The organism is Marinobacter sediminum, assembly GCF_016820575.1.
Taxonomy (GTDB): domain Bacteria; phylum Pseudomonadota; class Gammaproteobacteria; order Pseudomonadales; family Oleiphilaceae; genus Marinobacter; species Marinobacter sediminum.
In genome coordinates this window covers 1,089,779-1,104,181 of record NZ_JAEMQH010000001.1, presented here as the reverse complement: position 1 = coordinate 1,104,181, position 14,403 = coordinate 1,089,779, and the positions used below count along the sequence as shown (strand labels likewise).

Annotated in this window: 14 protein-coding genes; 8 read left to right on the top strand and 6 right to left on the bottom strand. The window is 57.6% G+C overall.

The features are described 5' to 3' along the window. Positions 1 to 10: 10 nt before the first annotated feature. The 6 genes from FGO67_RS04850 (at position 11) to FGO67_RS04825 (ending at position 7,475) form a co-directional block, all read left to right on the top strand. A complete protein-coding gene (locus FGO67_RS04850; protein WP_203299560.1) occupies positions 11 to 1,246 on the top strand; it encodes a DUF3426 domain-containing protein in 1,236 nt (411 codons plus the stop codon). A 228-nt stretch (positions 1,247 to 1,474) separates the two neighbouring features. Beyond that, positions 1,475 to 2,470, top strand: a complete 996-nt coding sequence (gene dusB / locus FGO67_RS04845; RefSeq protein WP_238942267.1) for a tRNA dihydrouridine synthase DusB — start codon at positions 1,475 to 1,477, stop codon at positions 2,468 to 2,470. Further along, on the top strand, positions 2,467 to 2,784 hold the full coding sequence (fis, locus tag FGO67_RS04840) for a DNA-binding transcriptional regulator Fis (RefSeq protein WP_138438663.1): 318 nt from the start codon (positions 2,467 to 2,469) through the stop codon (positions 2,782 to 2,784). Before dusB ends, fis begins: the two co-directional genes overlap by 4 nt. An 83-nt stretch (positions 2,785 to 2,867) precedes the next feature. Next, positions 2,868 to 4,448, top strand: a complete 1,581-nt coding sequence (gene purH, locus FGO67_RS04835) for a bifunctional phosphoribosylaminoimidazolecarboxamide formyltransferase/IMP cyclohydrolase (RefSeq protein ID WP_203299558.1) — start codon at positions 2,868 to 2,870, stop codon at positions 4,446 to 4,448. A gap of 27 nt (positions 4,449 to 4,475) precedes the next feature. After that, the gene (purD, locus tag FGO67_RS04830) at positions 4,476 to 5,762 is read left to right on the top strand and encodes a phosphoribosylamine--glycine ligase (protein ID WP_203299557.1); all 1,287 of its coding nucleotides are present in this window, start codon (positions 4,476 to 4,478) and stop codon (positions 5,760 to 5,762) included. Between the two features lie 159 nt (positions 5,763 to 5,921). Continuing rightward, complete coding sequence (locus tag FGO67_RS04825) at positions 5,922 to 7,475, top strand: cation:proton antiporter family protein (RefSeq protein ID WP_203299556.1); 1,554 nt, start codon at positions 5,922 to 5,924, stop codon at positions 7,473 to 7,475. 13 nt (positions 7,476 to 7,488) lie between these two features. On the opposite strand, the gene FGO67_RS04820 is transcribed toward FGO67_RS04825, so the two are convergent. Together FGO67_RS04820 and FGO67_RS04815 are read right to left on the bottom strand one after the other, a co-directional pair. Continuing rightward, positions 7,489 to 8,820 carry an SUMF1/EgtB/PvdO family nonheme iron enzyme gene (locus FGO67_RS04820; protein WP_203299555.1) on the bottom strand — a complete coding sequence of 444 codons (1,332 nt, stop codon included), beginning with the start codon at positions 8,818 to 8,820 and terminating at the stop codon, positions 7,489 to 7,491. A gap of 206 nt (positions 8,821 to 9,026) precedes the next feature. Continuing rightward, positions 9,027 to 9,167 (bottom strand): hypothetical protein, encoded by a 141-nt coding sequence (locus tag FGO67_RS04815; protein ID WP_203299554.1) that lies wholly within the window; start codon positions 9,165 to 9,167, stop codon positions 9,027 to 9,029. Between FGO67_RS04815 and FGO67_RS04810 the strand changes: the two genes are divergently transcribed. Continuing rightward, positions 9,166 to 10,563, top strand: coding sequence for a sigma-54-dependent transcriptional regulator (locus tag FGO67_RS04810; RefSeq protein WP_203299553.1), 1,398 nt, complete (start codon positions 9,166 to 9,168; stop codon positions 10,561 to 10,563). The genes FGO67_RS04815 and FGO67_RS04810 overlap by 2 nt on opposite strands. Further along, a complete protein-coding gene (locus FGO67_RS04805) occupies positions 10,560 to 11,624 on the top strand; it encodes a transporter (RefSeq protein WP_203299552.1) in 1,065 nt (354 codons plus the stop codon). Before FGO67_RS04810 ends, FGO67_RS04805 begins: the two co-directional genes overlap by 4 nt. A 25-nt stretch (positions 11,625 to 11,649) precedes the next feature. On the opposite strand, the gene FGO67_RS04800 is transcribed toward FGO67_RS04805, so the two are convergent. From FGO67_RS04800 to FGO67_RS04785, 4 genes are read right to left on the bottom strand one after another with little or no spacing between them, the layout of a single operon-like run. Next, complete coding sequence (locus FGO67_RS04800; RefSeq protein WP_203299551.1) at positions 11,650 to 12,156, bottom strand: hypothetical protein; 507 nt, start codon at positions 12,154 to 12,156, stop codon at positions 11,650 to 11,652. Between the two features lie 4 nt (positions 12,157 to 12,160). Further along, a complete protein-coding gene (locus tag FGO67_RS04795) occupies positions 12,161 to 12,832 on the bottom strand; it encodes a C39 family peptidase (RefSeq protein ID WP_238942168.1) in 672 nt (223 codons plus the stop codon). Positions 12,833 to 12,866: 34 nt separating this feature from the next. Next, positions 12,867 to 13,217 carry a hypothetical protein gene (locus FGO67_RS04790; protein WP_238942167.1) on the bottom strand — a complete coding sequence of 117 codons (351 nt, stop codon included), beginning with the start codon at positions 13,215 to 13,217 and terminating at the stop codon, positions 12,867 to 12,869. Between the two features lie 59 nt (positions 13,218 to 13,276). Then, on the bottom strand, positions 13,277 to 14,083 hold the full coding sequence (locus FGO67_RS04785; protein WP_238942166.1) for a dentin sialophosphoprotein: 807 nt from the start codon (positions 14,081 to 14,083) through the stop codon (positions 13,277 to 13,279). Positions 14,084 to 14,403 lie beyond the last annotated feature (320 nt).

Here is a 14,403-nt window from a genome sequence, read left to right as displayed (position 1 = left end):
GGAACGAAGCATGACCTCAAGCAGCCTGCAGACCCAATGCCCAAAATGCGAGACCCGGTTCCGGGTAACGGATGAACAACTTGGTATTGCCAAGGGCAAGGTCCGCTGCGGGAACTGCTTGTCGGTATTCAACGCCATTGAGCATCAGGTGATGCCCCGGAGCAGCTCCAAACCGGCACCGGTTCAGACCGAGCCAGAAACCTCCGGGGATTACCGCACCCCCGAAGAAGACTTTGTCTTCGCCGACAACCCTGAGGAAGACGCCAGCGAAGGGCCCTACGCCGGTACCAAGTTGACGTTCTCCGACGACGAACTCAGCGATAGCTTCCGCACCATGGATGGTCAAAGCGGCACCGATTTCCAGGATGCTGTAGACGACGGCACCACCAAAGACGTGGATGAAAGCTGGGCCGAGGCCATCCTGCAGGAAACCGCCAAACCCGCCAGCAAACCGGCCCCTGAACCCGAGCCTCCAGAAGAAGCTCAGGCCTCGGAGCCGGAACCCGACGATTCCTACAACACCGTCGAGCCATTCCCCGACCCGAGCTTTGATCCGGAAATAACTCCGGATTTCGAGCTGGAGGCCGAGGCTGAGTCGGCACCGCAAGCCAGGCAAGCTGACGACTTCTACGAGCCCTTCGGCAACGACAAAGAATTTGATTTCGATGTCGATGACGACCAGCTCAGCGAGCCCATGGCGGCCACTTTGCCCTACGACAACCTGCGCCGGGAACCGGTATCGGTCCGGGGCGACAACTCAGGCAAGCTGCGGACGGTCATATGGTCGGTGGTGGTTTTGTCGCTGATTGGCATCCTGGTCGCGCAGGTAACCTGGTTCCAATTTGACCGCCTCTCCGCCATCCCTGAGCTGCGCCCGTTCTATGAAAAAGGGTGTGCCCTCGCCAGCTGTGAGCTGAAACCGCTGATCAATGTCGATGCCATTCAGAGCCGCAAACTGGTCGTTCGAACCGATCCGGACAACCGTAGCCAGCTGGTGGTCAACGCGGTAATCATCAACCGGGCCGACTTCGAGCAGCCATTCCCGGCCATTGCCCTGACCTTCTCCAACCTGAACGGTGATGTGGTAGCGCAAAGCATATTTACTCCTGACGAGTACCTTGCTGGCGAGGGTCAGAACCTCAGCGCCATGCCCAAGGACACCCCGGTCCGGATCGCCATCGACATCCGCGATCCCGGTAAGGATGCGGTAAATTACAACCTGAACTTCCGCCCCTACACGCCCTGAAGTGGTAAGCAAGTGTTTACTCGACAGTGAACATCGATCGTCACCACGGAGAACAAAAGTCAACCAGAAAGCACGAAAAATAATCAGTTTTTTCGTGTTCCTGCCCCTTCAATCATGTCCCACCCGGCGGTATCATTAGCGCCCTTCGGAACCTCGATCGATTATTTATTGAACAGTCGTTCGAATCCGACGTTTGCTCAACCCGCTGTGACACGGACTCAGATCATGCTGCCGACGGCAAAAATCGGGCCGTACACCTTGCCCAACCCGTTAATAGTTGCGCCCATGGCCGGCGTGACAGACCGACCGTTCCGACTGCTGTGCAGAAGGATGGGGGCAGGTCTTGCGGTATCGGAAATGGTGATAGCGGACAGCAGGCTCTGGCATACCCGAAAGTCGCAGACCCGACTCAACCACGACGGCGAGCCGGAGCCCCGGTCGGTGCAGATTGCCGGCGGAGACCCGGAAATGCTGGCCGACGCCGCCCGACAGAATGCTGAGTTCGGCGCCCAGATCATCGACATCAACATGGGCTGTCCCGCCAAGAAGGTCTGCAACAAGGCCGCGGGCTCTGCCCTGATGAAAGACGAGGCGCTGGTCAACGACATCCTGAAGGCGGTCGTGAACGCCGTGGACATCCCGGTCACGCTGAAAATGCGCACCGGCTGGGACCGGGACAATCGGAACGCCCCGATCATTGCCAGAATGGCCGAGGATGCCGGCATTCAGGCGCTGGCGATCCACGGTCGCACCCGGGCCGATAAGTACAACGGCGAAGCAGAGTACGACACCATCGCCGAGGTCAAATCACGGGTTGGAATTCCGGTGTTTGCCAATGGCGACATCACCACACCGGAGCAGGCCCAATACGTGCTCAAGTACACAGGTGCGGACGGCCTGCTGATTGGCCGTGGCGCCCAGGGACGGCCCTGGATCTTCCGGGAGATTCTTCACTTCCTGGAGACCGGGACGCATCTGGCAGAGCCCCCCCTTGGCGAAGTGGAACAGATTCTGATCGAACACCTGGCCGAGCTGCACAGCTTCTACGGTGAAACCATGGGTGTTCGCATCGCCAGAAAGCACGTGGGCTGGTACTTGCAGTCCCACGACCAGAGCAAAGAGTTTCGCAAACGCTTCAACGCCATCGACGATGCATTGGAGCAGAAAGACAGCATTCAACAGTATTTTGCAGGCTTACGAAATGGAGAGGTATTCGCAGCATGAGCGCTGAGACTTTGGCACACGACAATCTAAGCACCCCAGCCAATGAAGATATTCACCAGCTTCAGACCGTCAATGGCAGCGGCAACAGCGTCACCCTGCGTGACAGCGTGGAAGTTGCCCTGAAGAACTACTTTGCCCAGCTGGACGGAGCGCCAGTAACCGAGGTTTATCAACTGGTACTGTCCGAGGTTGAGGCGCCGCTTCTGGAACAGGTGATGAAGTACACCCGCAACAACCAGACCAAGGCGTCGACCATGCTTGGGCTGAATCGCGGCACCCTCCGCAAGAAGCTGAAGCAGTACGGTCTGCTATAATCCAGACACCCTGACTTGCTAAGGGCCTCCCGGAATGATTCGCGAGGCCCTTATTCGTTCATCTCCAGCAAAGAAAGTGACTCATGGTAAACCAGGCTAACTCCCCCGTCCGTCGCGCGTTGATCAGCGTCAGTGATAAAAGTGGCATCGTAGATTTCGGCCGTGCCCTGACCGAACGCGGTATCGAACTGCTGTCCACCGGAGGCACTTTCCGCCTCCTGAAGGAAAACAACATTCCGGTGACCGAAGTATCCGACTACACCGGGTTTCCGGAAATGATGGACGGCCGGGTTAAAACCCTGCATCCGAAAATTCATGGCGGGATTCTTGGCCGCCGGGGTACCGACGACACAGTCATGGGCGAGCACGGTATCAACCCGATCGACATGGTGGTGGTGAACCTGTACCCATTCGAGGAAACCGTCGCCAATCCGGACTGCGACCTGGCCACGGCCATCGAGAACATCGATATTGGCGGCCCCACTATGGTCCGCGCAGCGGCCAAAAACCACAACGATGTTGCCATTGTGGTCAACGCCTCGGATTACAGCCGGGTCCTGAAAGAACTGGAAGATAACGACGGTGAGCTGACCTACAGCACCCGCTTTGACCTCGCGGTCAAAGCCTTTGAACACACCGCAGGCTACGACGGCGCGATTGCCAACTACCTGGGCGGGCGCACACCGGACAACGACAACGCCGACTTCCCACGCACCTTCAACGCCCAGTTCGTGAAGGTTCAGGACATGCGCTACGGCGAGAACCCGCACCAGCGCGCCGCGTTCTACACCGAGCGCAACCCGAAGGAAGCCTGCATCGCCACGGCAAAACAGCTGCAGGGCAAAGAGTTGTCGTACAACAACGTGGCCGATACTGATGCCGCGCTGGAATGCGTTAAGCCCTTCGCCGACCCGGCCTGCGTCATCGTCAAGCACGCCAACCCCTGCGGCGTAGCCATTGGCACCGACATCCGTCAGGCCTACGATCTGGCCTTCGCCACCGATCCGACGTCCGCTTTTGGCGGCATCATTGCCTTCAACCGTGAGCTGGATGCAGACACCGCCAAGGCCATCATTGATCGCCAGTTTGTTGAAGTGATTATTGCCCCGTCTATCGCACCTGAGGCGGTTGAGCTGGTAGCGGCCAAGAAGAACGTCCGTCTACTCGCATGTGGTGAGTTCAACGGAGAACGGGCCCAGAGCCTGGACTACAAGCGGGTCACCGGTGGCCTGCTGGTGCAGGATCGTGATCTGGGTATGGTGGCCATGGCCGACGTCAAAGTCGTCACCGAGCGCCAGCCCTCCGAAGCCGAACTCAACGACCTGCTGTTTGCCTGGGAGGTGGCCAAGTACGTTAAATCCAACGCCATTGTCTATGCCAAGGCGGGCCGCACCATTGGTGTGGGTGCCGGCCAGATGAGCCGGGTCTACAGTGCCAAGATCGCCGGTATCAAGGCCGCGGATGAGAACCTGGAAGTGAAAGGATCGGTAATGGCCTCAGACGCCTTCTTCCCGTTCCGGGACGGCATTGATGCCGCCGCCAAAGCCGGCATCACAGCGGTGATTCAACCGGGTGGTTCCATGCGCGACCAGGAAGTGATCGACGCTGCCAACGAGTATGGCATTGCCATGGTATTCACTGGCATGCGCCATTTCCGTCACTGATTCCGGAACAGCTAAAGGATTCCAAACATGAACATTCTTGTGATCGGCAACGGTGGCCGCGAACACGCACTGGCCTGGAAAGCGGCCCAGTCACCCGAAGCCGACCGTGTCTTTGTCGCCCCGGGCAACGCCGGCACCGCGCGTGAGCCGGGCCTGGAAAACGTTAACATCGATGTGATGGACCTGGACGGACTCGCCAACTTCGCCGCCACCAACCACGTTGGCCTGACCATCGTTGGGCCCGAGGCGCCGCTGGTAGCTGGCATTGTTGACCTATTCGAAGAGCGCGGCCTGCGGGTCTTCGGCCCCAGTGCCGGCGCCGCCCAACTGGAAGGTTCAAAAGCCTTTACCAAGGACTTCCTGGCACGCCAGAACATCCCGACCGGGGCCTACGCCAACTTTACCGACGTCGACCAGGCCCTGGCCTACGTTCGTGAGCAGGGCGCGCCCATTGTGGTCAAGGCCGATGGCCTGGCAGCTGGCAAAGGCGTGATCGTCGCCATGACCCTTGCCGAAGCCGAGGATGCCATCCGCGACATGCTGGCGGGCAATGCCTTTGGCGATGCCGGCAGCCGCGTCGTCATCGAGGAATTCCTGGACGGTGAGGAAGCCAGCTTTATTGTCATGGTCGACGGCGAGCACGTGCTGGCCATGGCCACCTCCCAGGATCATAAGCGGGTGGGTGACGGTGATACTGGCCCTAACACTGGCGGCATGGGCGCCTATTCACCCGCCCCGGTAGTCACCGCCGATGTGCACCAGCGCATCATGGACGAAGTCATTTACCCGACCGTGCGTGGCATGGCCGCCGAGGGTCATCCCTACAAGGGTTTCCTTTACGCAGGCCTGATGATCGACGGCAACGGTGCCCCCAAGGTCATTGAGTTCAACTGCCGCTTTGGCGATCCGGAAACCCAGCCGATCATGCTGCGCATGCAGTCCGACCTGGTTGAGCTGTGCGGTGCCGCCATCGACGGCAAACTGGACCAGTGTCGCTCCGACTGGGACGATCGTGCCTCGGTCGGCATCGTGCTGGCAGCCGGTGGTTATCCCGCCGGTTACAACAAGGGCGACGCCATTTCCGGCCTGCCGGAAACCGAGATCGACGGTGAGAAAGTGTTCCACGCCGGCACCAAGCTCCAGGGTGACCAGGTGGTCACCAACGGCGGGCGCGTGCTTTGCGCCACTGCCCTGGGCAATACCGTCACAGAGGCCCAGCAGCGGGCATACGAGCTGGCCGCCAAGATCCAGTGGAACGGTGTCTTTTACCGCAAAGACATTGCCTTCCGGGCCATCACCCGAGAGCAATCCTGATCCCACTGACGGATATGAAGCCCGGTTTTTGACCGGGCTTTTTTTTGAAAATCCTATATTCCGAGTAAATTCAGAGAGATTCTGCAACCGGCGGCTACACCAGACCAGCAAAACAGGATAGCCTTGCAGCAAGAGCCCTGAGTTAAAAAAGACGGACCTATGCCTGAAGCTCTCTGGATTTCATTCGCCTTTGCCCTTGGTTTACTGGTCAAAGGTGTTGGCCTACCACCCCTGGTGGGCTACCTCGCCGCAGGCTTTCTGCTCAGCGGCCTGTCCGCCGTAACCGGACTAGCCATCGAAGCGACCGATGCCCTTGGCCACATCGCTCACTTGGGCGTGCTTCTGCTGCTGTTCACCGTCGGCCTTAAGCTCAAGCTCAAGTCCATCGTCAGCCCGGAAGTCATTGGCGGCAGCCTGCTGCACTTCGCCATCACCTGTGTGGTTTTCGCCCCTGGGTTATATCTGCTGATGGACCTGTCCTGGCAAACGGCATTGCTGCTGGCCATTGCCCTGTCTTTTTCTTCAACCGTACTGGCAGCCAAAGTGCTGGAATCGAAACGGGAGCTGCGTGCCTTCCATGGCCGAGTCGCCATCGGCATCCTGATCATGCAGGACCTGATCGCCCTGGTCGTAATGAGCCTGGCAGCCGGCCAGACGCCCTCGCAATGGGCGCTGATTGTCTTTGGCCTGCCTTTGCTTCGGCCGCTGCTGTTCCGCCTGCTGGACGCCAGCGGACACGATGAGCTGCTGGTTCTGTTAGGCCTGTTACTGGCCCTGGTACTGGGCGGTTACGGTTTTGAATCGGTGGGGCTCAGTTCGGAACTGGGGGCTTTGATTTTTGGCGCTATTCTCGCCAACCACCCGCGCTCCCAGGAGCTGTCCAAGTCGCTGTGGAGCGTCAAGGAAATGTTCCTGGTCGGCTTTTTCTTACAGATCGGCATCGGCGGCCTGCCCGACCAGCAATCGCTGATCTTTGCCATTGTCGCCGCCCTGGTCCTGCCACTAAAAGGCCTGCTGTTCTTCTTTTTGCTACTGGCGTTCCGATTGCGTGCGCGAAGTGGCTTTCTCAGCTCCCTGGCGCTGACCAACTACAGCGAGTTTGGCCTCATTGTTGCCAGCGTGGCACTGCCGGACTGGCTGGTACCGCTGGCAATCTCAGTGGCAATCTCGTTTGTGATCTCCGCGCCCCTGAACCGGTTCGCCCACGTCATCTTCGAGCGTTATGCCGCTGGCCTGAGCCGGTTTGAAGGGCAAAAACACCATCCGGATGAGCAGCCACTGTCCGTGGGTAATACCCGGGTGCTGATCATGGGCATGGGCCGCACAGGGACTGCCGCCTACGACTGGGTGGCCAAACACGAGCCTGACCTTATGGGCCTGGATTCTGATCCGGCCAAAGCCATCAAGCATCAGAAACAAGGCCGTAATGTCGTGTTTGCCGACGCCGAAGATGCCTCCTTCTGGCATGGCCTGCACATGCCGGCGGTGCATTCTGTCATCCTCGCCCTGGGCGATATTGAAGGTAAGCTGATTGCCGCGCGCATGCTCCGCAAACTCGGTTTCCGCGGTTACATCGTTGCCCACACCATGTACCCGGACGAGGCGCATCAAATCCGCGAAGCCGGCGCCAACGAAGCCTATCTGACCATGGACGAAACCGGCGTTGCTCTGGCCAGCCACGTGGTACACCGGGCTGAGCATACCCCCGAGTAACAGGCCAGACGCGTTAGAGTGCGCAAGTTCGAAAGCCGGTGAAGACGTCGTTGCGCAGTGGCAGGTATGCCTGCCGGTAGGTACCCCGAATCAGACAGGATGAGGTGGCACAGCTACCGCCCCGGGCAACCTTGTGATCGCCAAACTGCAGGGTCGACATGAACGGGTACATATCGATCTTGAAGCCGTCGTAAGGGAAAAATTGACTGCTGGTCCACTCCCAGACGCCACCGATCATCTGCCGACAGCCGAACGGGCTGTCACCTTCCGGATAGTCGTAAACCGGGTTCTGGCCCAGCGCCTGGCCGTCCAGATCGGCGAGGGTAGCATCGGCCGGAGTATTGCCCCAAGGATACCGCCGGAAGGGATCACCTGGACGATTGCCCAATGCGGCGACCTCCCATTCATACTCCGTGGGTAACCGCCGTCCGGCCCAATGACAGTATGCTTCTGCCTCCCAATAACTGAGGTGGCATACAGCAGCGTCTTCGTTCAGCGGCTGCCAGCGATCGAACACTCGCTCCTGCCATTGCCGTTCATGCCAACGCCAGTAAAGCGGGTGACGCGGCACTTTCGGCAACGGCTCAGAACTCCCATGCACCAAGGCAACATCCACCTCGGTTGCCAGCCACTTCCGCCCGCCGAACGACCAGTGCTCAGGCTTTCGATAGCCGTCGTCCTCCACAAAGGCCAGGAATTCAGCGTTGGACACCGGTAAGCGTGAGATGGCAAAGGAATCGAGTTCGACTTCAAACCTTGGTTTCTCACTATCGAAAGCAAAATCCGTTGTCGCGTAGGCCGAAGATTCCCCAGGCATACCAATGACCCAGCGTCCGGCTGGAATGAGTGCATCGCCCGCTACAGAATCACCGATGGACCGGCGGCCGGGCTTGGCATCTGGCGGGGCCGGATAACCAACCGTTTGCCGACACCAGATCAGGGATTCTATATGCATGTTCTGGTGAAAAATGGCGTACCGATTCAGGTACAGGGTCTGGTCATCCAATGGCTGACTGAGGATGCGCTCCGCGACGCGGTCATACACGATATCGAAGTAAGCTAACGTCTGCTCACGCCCCGGGAACAGGTCGCGGTTCCAGCGATCCCAGTGTTCAATGTGGAACGAGTCCCAGAGATCATCCATCGCTGGATTGAAACTGGCAGAACCGTCCAGGAGATTGAACACGAAAACCTCGTAGAAGAAGGCGGAATGTCCCATCTCCCAAAGCGGTGGGTTTACACCTGGGTGGTAAGGAACGTCGAGCATCGCCTCAGGCAGCGACGAAATCAGTGCCCGTGTGCGTTGTCGGGTCCATTCCAATTCCTGCAACAGTTCGTCTTTCATTGCCTGCGCCGAATTCAGAGGTTTTTTATCGCCCATAAGCCAAGTTTTCTTTCCTTTTTTGTTTCAGCATAACAGATGCATTCACCGGCAGAAGCCAGATCGACTGTCGACAACTTTTACAGTAGTACGACGCGGCTCACCGTCGGATCTTGCAAGCGCCTGAAAGCCTTATTGATAAATTTTGTGGCATACATTCTGAATAGCGGTTAGACCGCCAGACCATAAATCTGGCTGTTGTAGCGGGTCACAGGGTCGTGACCGGACTCCTTGTCGTACCGGCTTACCGCATTGCCCTGCACAACTGGCAGTCCCGTTTCCAAGGCACCACATATGTGGAGGTTTGCCATGACGGAAAAGAGACCGCTTGTCTGGCTGTCAGCGGCACACAGTAAGAGTAAGGTACGGAGCGCCCTGGTTTACCGATGGGAATTAACCGATTTCAACGCGGAGAACCCGGTGCCACTGCTTCTATCCCCTCCGGTCGGCGCCAAAGTCGGCATTCTTGATCTCAGCGAGGGCGCAACAGACGACCTGCCCTGGTTCGAACACTGGCTGGAAGCGCTCAATCTGTCCTACTGGGTCGGGATTGTTGCCCATCGCCCTATCAGCGGCACCCGAACGGCCCAGCTTATTACCCGCTACTGCTCGGATTTCCACACCCTGCCGGTAGACAGTGATCGGCTTGATACGGTGCTGGGCCATCTTTGGGGCATGGCCGTCATTCGAGAGCCCTGCGGCACCTTACCGAGGGACGGATACCAAAGCCTGGTGCTGGAGGGCAACTCGCTGGCCATTCGCCAATCCCGAGAACTGCTCCGGCGCTTTGCGGTGACGGCCGAGCCGGTTCTGATTGTCGGTGAAAGCGGAACTGGAAAAGACGCGGCGGCGCAATTCATTCACCAGCACTCAACCCGAGCCTCTGGACCGTTGGTCACGGTTAACTGTGCCGCCCTGCCTGAATCGCTCACCCAGAGCGAATTGTTCGGCTACGAAAAAGGCGCCTTCACCCATGCCTTGAGTGCCCATCCTGGCCGCCTTGAGCAGGCCATCGGCGGATCGCTTATCCTGTCCTCGATCGACGAGCTGAATCTAGAACAACAATCGGCAATTCTCCGGTTTCTGCAGGAAGGCCAGATTGAACGGATTGGCGGAAGCAACCCGATTCGAATAGACAGCCGCATTATCACCACCGCCAGCCAACCATTAACCGAGCTAATTGAAGCCGAACGCTTCCGCAGTGATGTCTATTACCGTCTTGGTGGCCTGGAAGTGAGAATGCCGCCGCTAAGAGAGCGGCGGGAAGATATTCCGTCACTGGCCGAAGCGTTACTGGACTCCTCGGCTCTCGGCGCGGAGCACAAACCTCTCGGCGAAGCCGCTATCCGAAGCCTGGTCAACCACTCTTGGCCCGGCAACTTTCGGGAATTGCAGAACCGACTCCGCCAGGGCTTGCTGTTGTGCGACCGCGATGAAATCACCCCCGAAGATCTGGGTCTGGCGCACGCCGGTACCGACACCGGCGACGCCGCCATCTCCAACCTCAGCCTGGAGGAATTTCGTGCCCGGGCGGAGCGTCAGGCGCTGTCCTGCAGCCTCGCTTTAGCCCACCACAACATTTCCGCCGCTGCGCGGATTCTTAAGATTTCCCGGGTTTCGTTTTACCGGCTCATGGAGAAGTACAACAGAGGCCACTCTGGCGGCCATTATCGTCAGGGTTCGCCCCCGAAGGGAGATTTACCATGATCAATGCACCTCGTATTCCATGGCTCACTTGTGCCTGCCTGATCCCCGCCCTGGGGTTTGCGCAATCAGAGTCGAACAGCTCCGCTCAGGCCACATCCGAAGCCGCTGACAGCAGAGCGGAGCAGGTCACGGACATTGCCTCGATTACGACCGACCGAGGTATCGTCACGCGCCCCGGCCGACTAACCATCGAACCGGCTTTCTCCCATGCCCACAGCAATTCCACCCGCGTTGCCATCGAAGGCTACACCGTCATTCCGGCATTGCTTGTGGGTCTAATCAACATTTCGGAGATCCAGCGGGATATTTTTGTCACTTCGCTGACCCTCAAATACGGCATCACCAGCCGATTAGAAACCGACATACGGATTCCGTGGTTGAGGATCAGCGAAGACCTCAGGGAACGGCAAGCGTTTGAGGGCACTCCGGTCGATACCTTGCGCGAGTCCTCCGGCGAGGGTCTCGGCGATATCGAGCTGTCAGCACGCTACCAGTTGAATGATGGCCTGGACGGCTGGCCCTACGTCATCGGCGTGTTCCGAGTGAAGGCCCCGACCGGGGACAGCCCCTATGATGTGGACCGGCGTGTGGTGGAAGACAGTGAAGGCAACCCCATCGGAACCGAACTGGAACAACGGCCAACAGGCTCCGGCTTCTGGTCGTTCGAACCCGGGCTCTCATTTATCTACCCCTCAGACCCGGCCGTGTTGTTCGGGAGCCTCAGCTATGTATGGACAAAGGAGAAAGATCAGGGGGCAGAGAACGGTGGCCGGATTGATCCTGGCGATGTCATCCGCTTTGGCTTCGGTATGGGGTTTGCGTTCAATGAGCGGACGTCATTCAGCTTGGGCTACGATCACTCAATCATTCAGAGAACCGGTTTCGAGAATAGCAGCGATGCGTTTGCGGCCACGTTCGACCACATCCAGGTGGGCTCTTTGTCGTTCGGGTTATCACAACGTTTAACACCCAAAACCTCTTTGAGCCTGACCGTGAGCGTCGGGGTCACTGAAAATGCCCCGAGCAGCGAACTAACCCTCAAGTTGCCATTCACACTATGACGTTCAGGCATTGGGCGGCCAGCCCTTAACGGCCTAGCAGCTGTAACACCGGTTCGCGCATGCTATCGGGGATACGGTTCAACGCGGCCCCAAGATTGTTCATCTGAATATTGAGCTGACGGCTGTTCTGGATAGTGGTCCTATTCAGGTTGTTTTGAATCACCGTTATCCAGCCCCCAGTGTCTGACATCGTAGAGACCAAAGACTGCCCATCGGCGGAGGCATCCAGATTAGCCACAAGGGTCTCAACCGTGTGCGACACCACTTGACCGTTGGAAATCTGATTCAAATTCGGGATAGTCAGTCGGTTGACCGCAAGAGTCTCACCGTTGAACGAAACGATCTGCTCAAGGCCGATCGAAATTTCAAGATTACCTAAAAAGAAGCCACCTCGCAGGGACGCCAGTTCAGCATCGCCGAGTGGCTGCCCCGGAAACACCGCATCGGCCCTGACAGTCGATAGGGCTCCCACCGTAAACACCACCAGTACCGCAGACCACGCTTTCCGATTATTCGCTCTTTGTTTATTCATACTGTCACCACTCCCTTGGCGTCGGCCAGTAAGGCAGGGTGTGCCCCAACGATGGGCCGTCCGGCCTTGTGGACAGTGGCGCACGCACGTATTGCGGCCAGCCTCCATCCCGATCAAACGTCTTCCGCCCCAGCGCGACATGACTGCGTATCACGAAGGCAGAACCGTCCCAGAACTCTTCAAATTGTGCTCTCGGGTATACTCGCAGGCCGCGAGTTGGGTCGCCGACATAGACCTCACTCTCACTGATGCCCTTGATGACCACGAAGTGCCGAAAGCCGTCCAATGTGACCAGCGCAATCGCTGGCAGAGCTACCTTTTCCCGCATGCCTGTCAAAGGCAGCCGAAAACCGTCGGCGAGGTAGCCTTCGGATTCAAGGTAGCGTTTCATATCAAGCATGGAAAAACCTTCCCGGCGCACCTTGTCAGGGTTGGCGAGAGAAAACATGCCCCGGAACACTTCTGCTTCCGTGACCTTGTCCCCATAATGGTACGACAACAAGGACGCGACAGCGGCCGAGCCACAGCTGAAATCGTACTGTTGACGCATGATCGAGCTGAAACGCTTTTCCTGATAGCTTTCAACTTCTATCTGAAGGCCACCACCCAGGCCCGGCACCATCACATTGCCAGCGAAGGCCGTGGACCACAGTGAGGCAGCGCCTACAGCAAGCATCACAAGCCTCCGCGTTACCATGGTCCACCTCCCACTAATGGTTGATGAGAATATTGACCTGGGTGCTGTCCTGAATCACCACCTGGTTACCGGTGTTCTGGATGACCGTGGCAATACCACTCATATTGCTGAATGCCTGATCCGTGATCATGTTGTCACCGGTCACCGAGTGTCCTGACAACACATTACCCGTGACCATGGCATTCTGTTCCGTTTCGTTAAGCTGCCACTGTAAGGGTACGCCCTGGCGCCCGCTGGATCCCTCCAGTTGATCGGCACTCATGGGAGTCAGTCCCAGCAAGTCCTCCGCGAGGACTACGGGTACTGTTCCAAGAATCACCGCCGCGCCAACCGCTCTCAGCATCCCTTTGACGATGTCAGTCATGACATGCCTCCCGGTAGTAACTGGGCCGCGCCCCGTTAGAGGGGCGCAACCATGGAACCTCAGTTACCGCCTGCTGACAGATTGGACTGCACACTCACGTTAGCCTGGTTGACTGAACCGTGGCCGTTGTTCTGAGCAAATGCTCCTATGCCGGTGAAGTTCGCTGCATTATCCGCGATCTTGTTGTAGTGCTTGGCGTAGGTCTCAGACTGGCGTCTGGCATCACCATAATTCACGTTGGTACCTGAAACGCTGCCATCGAGATCCGCGTTGTTCAGGAACACGTTGAGGGACAGGTCAAGATCGTTGTTAGTGCTGTTGTCCGAGTTGTCATCGGTGTTACCACTGTTGGCGATCTTGAAGGCGTCTGTAACGTTGGTGCTGTTATCCGAGTTGTCTGAGTTGTCGGAGTTATCCGAGTTGTCAGAGTTATCCGAGTTGTCAGAGTTATCCGAATTATCCGAGTTGTCGGAGTTGTCGGAGTTGTCGGTGTTCGCCGAATCCGCCCACGCCATGCTGTTGTCGGTGTTGTCCGAATTGTCTGAGTTATCGGAGTTATCCGAGTTGTCCGACATGTCGTTACCACTGTCAGCAATCTTGAACGAATCGGTCGCAGTAGCGCTGTTGTCGGAATTATCCGAATTATCAGAGTTATCGGAATTGTCCGAATTGTCATTACCACTGTCGGCAATCTTGAACGAATCGGTCGCAGTGGCGCTGTTGTCGGAATTATCCGAATTATCCGAATTATCATCCGTGTTGCCACTGTTGCTAACGTCAGTGTTGGCTACATCGTTCAGCGCAGCCGAACCGTCGTTGGCATTGGTGTTGGGATCTCCGTCTCCGCCCAGGGTGGGATCAGCCATAACCGCTCCCGACAGCCCCAGACCCATTGCAACGGCGATTGCTAGCAAGCTTTTGTTAGTGTTCATAGCGTCAATTCCTTTGATGTTATTGGCTTATGAGGATTCCAGGCCCATCCGCTAGCCGTCGGATTTGGCAGGGTCCGGTCCACAGATAGACCTTAGCGATTGCCATGCCAGTTTTTGGGAATTAGACGCAAGAAATTGTTTTTCAACAATTTCCCTTAAAAGGCTCGTGTTTTTAGACACATCAAGAAAGGCCAATCTGTTGCATCAATGAAACAGGTCGTTACGCGCTAAATCGGGATATCACGAGATAAAAG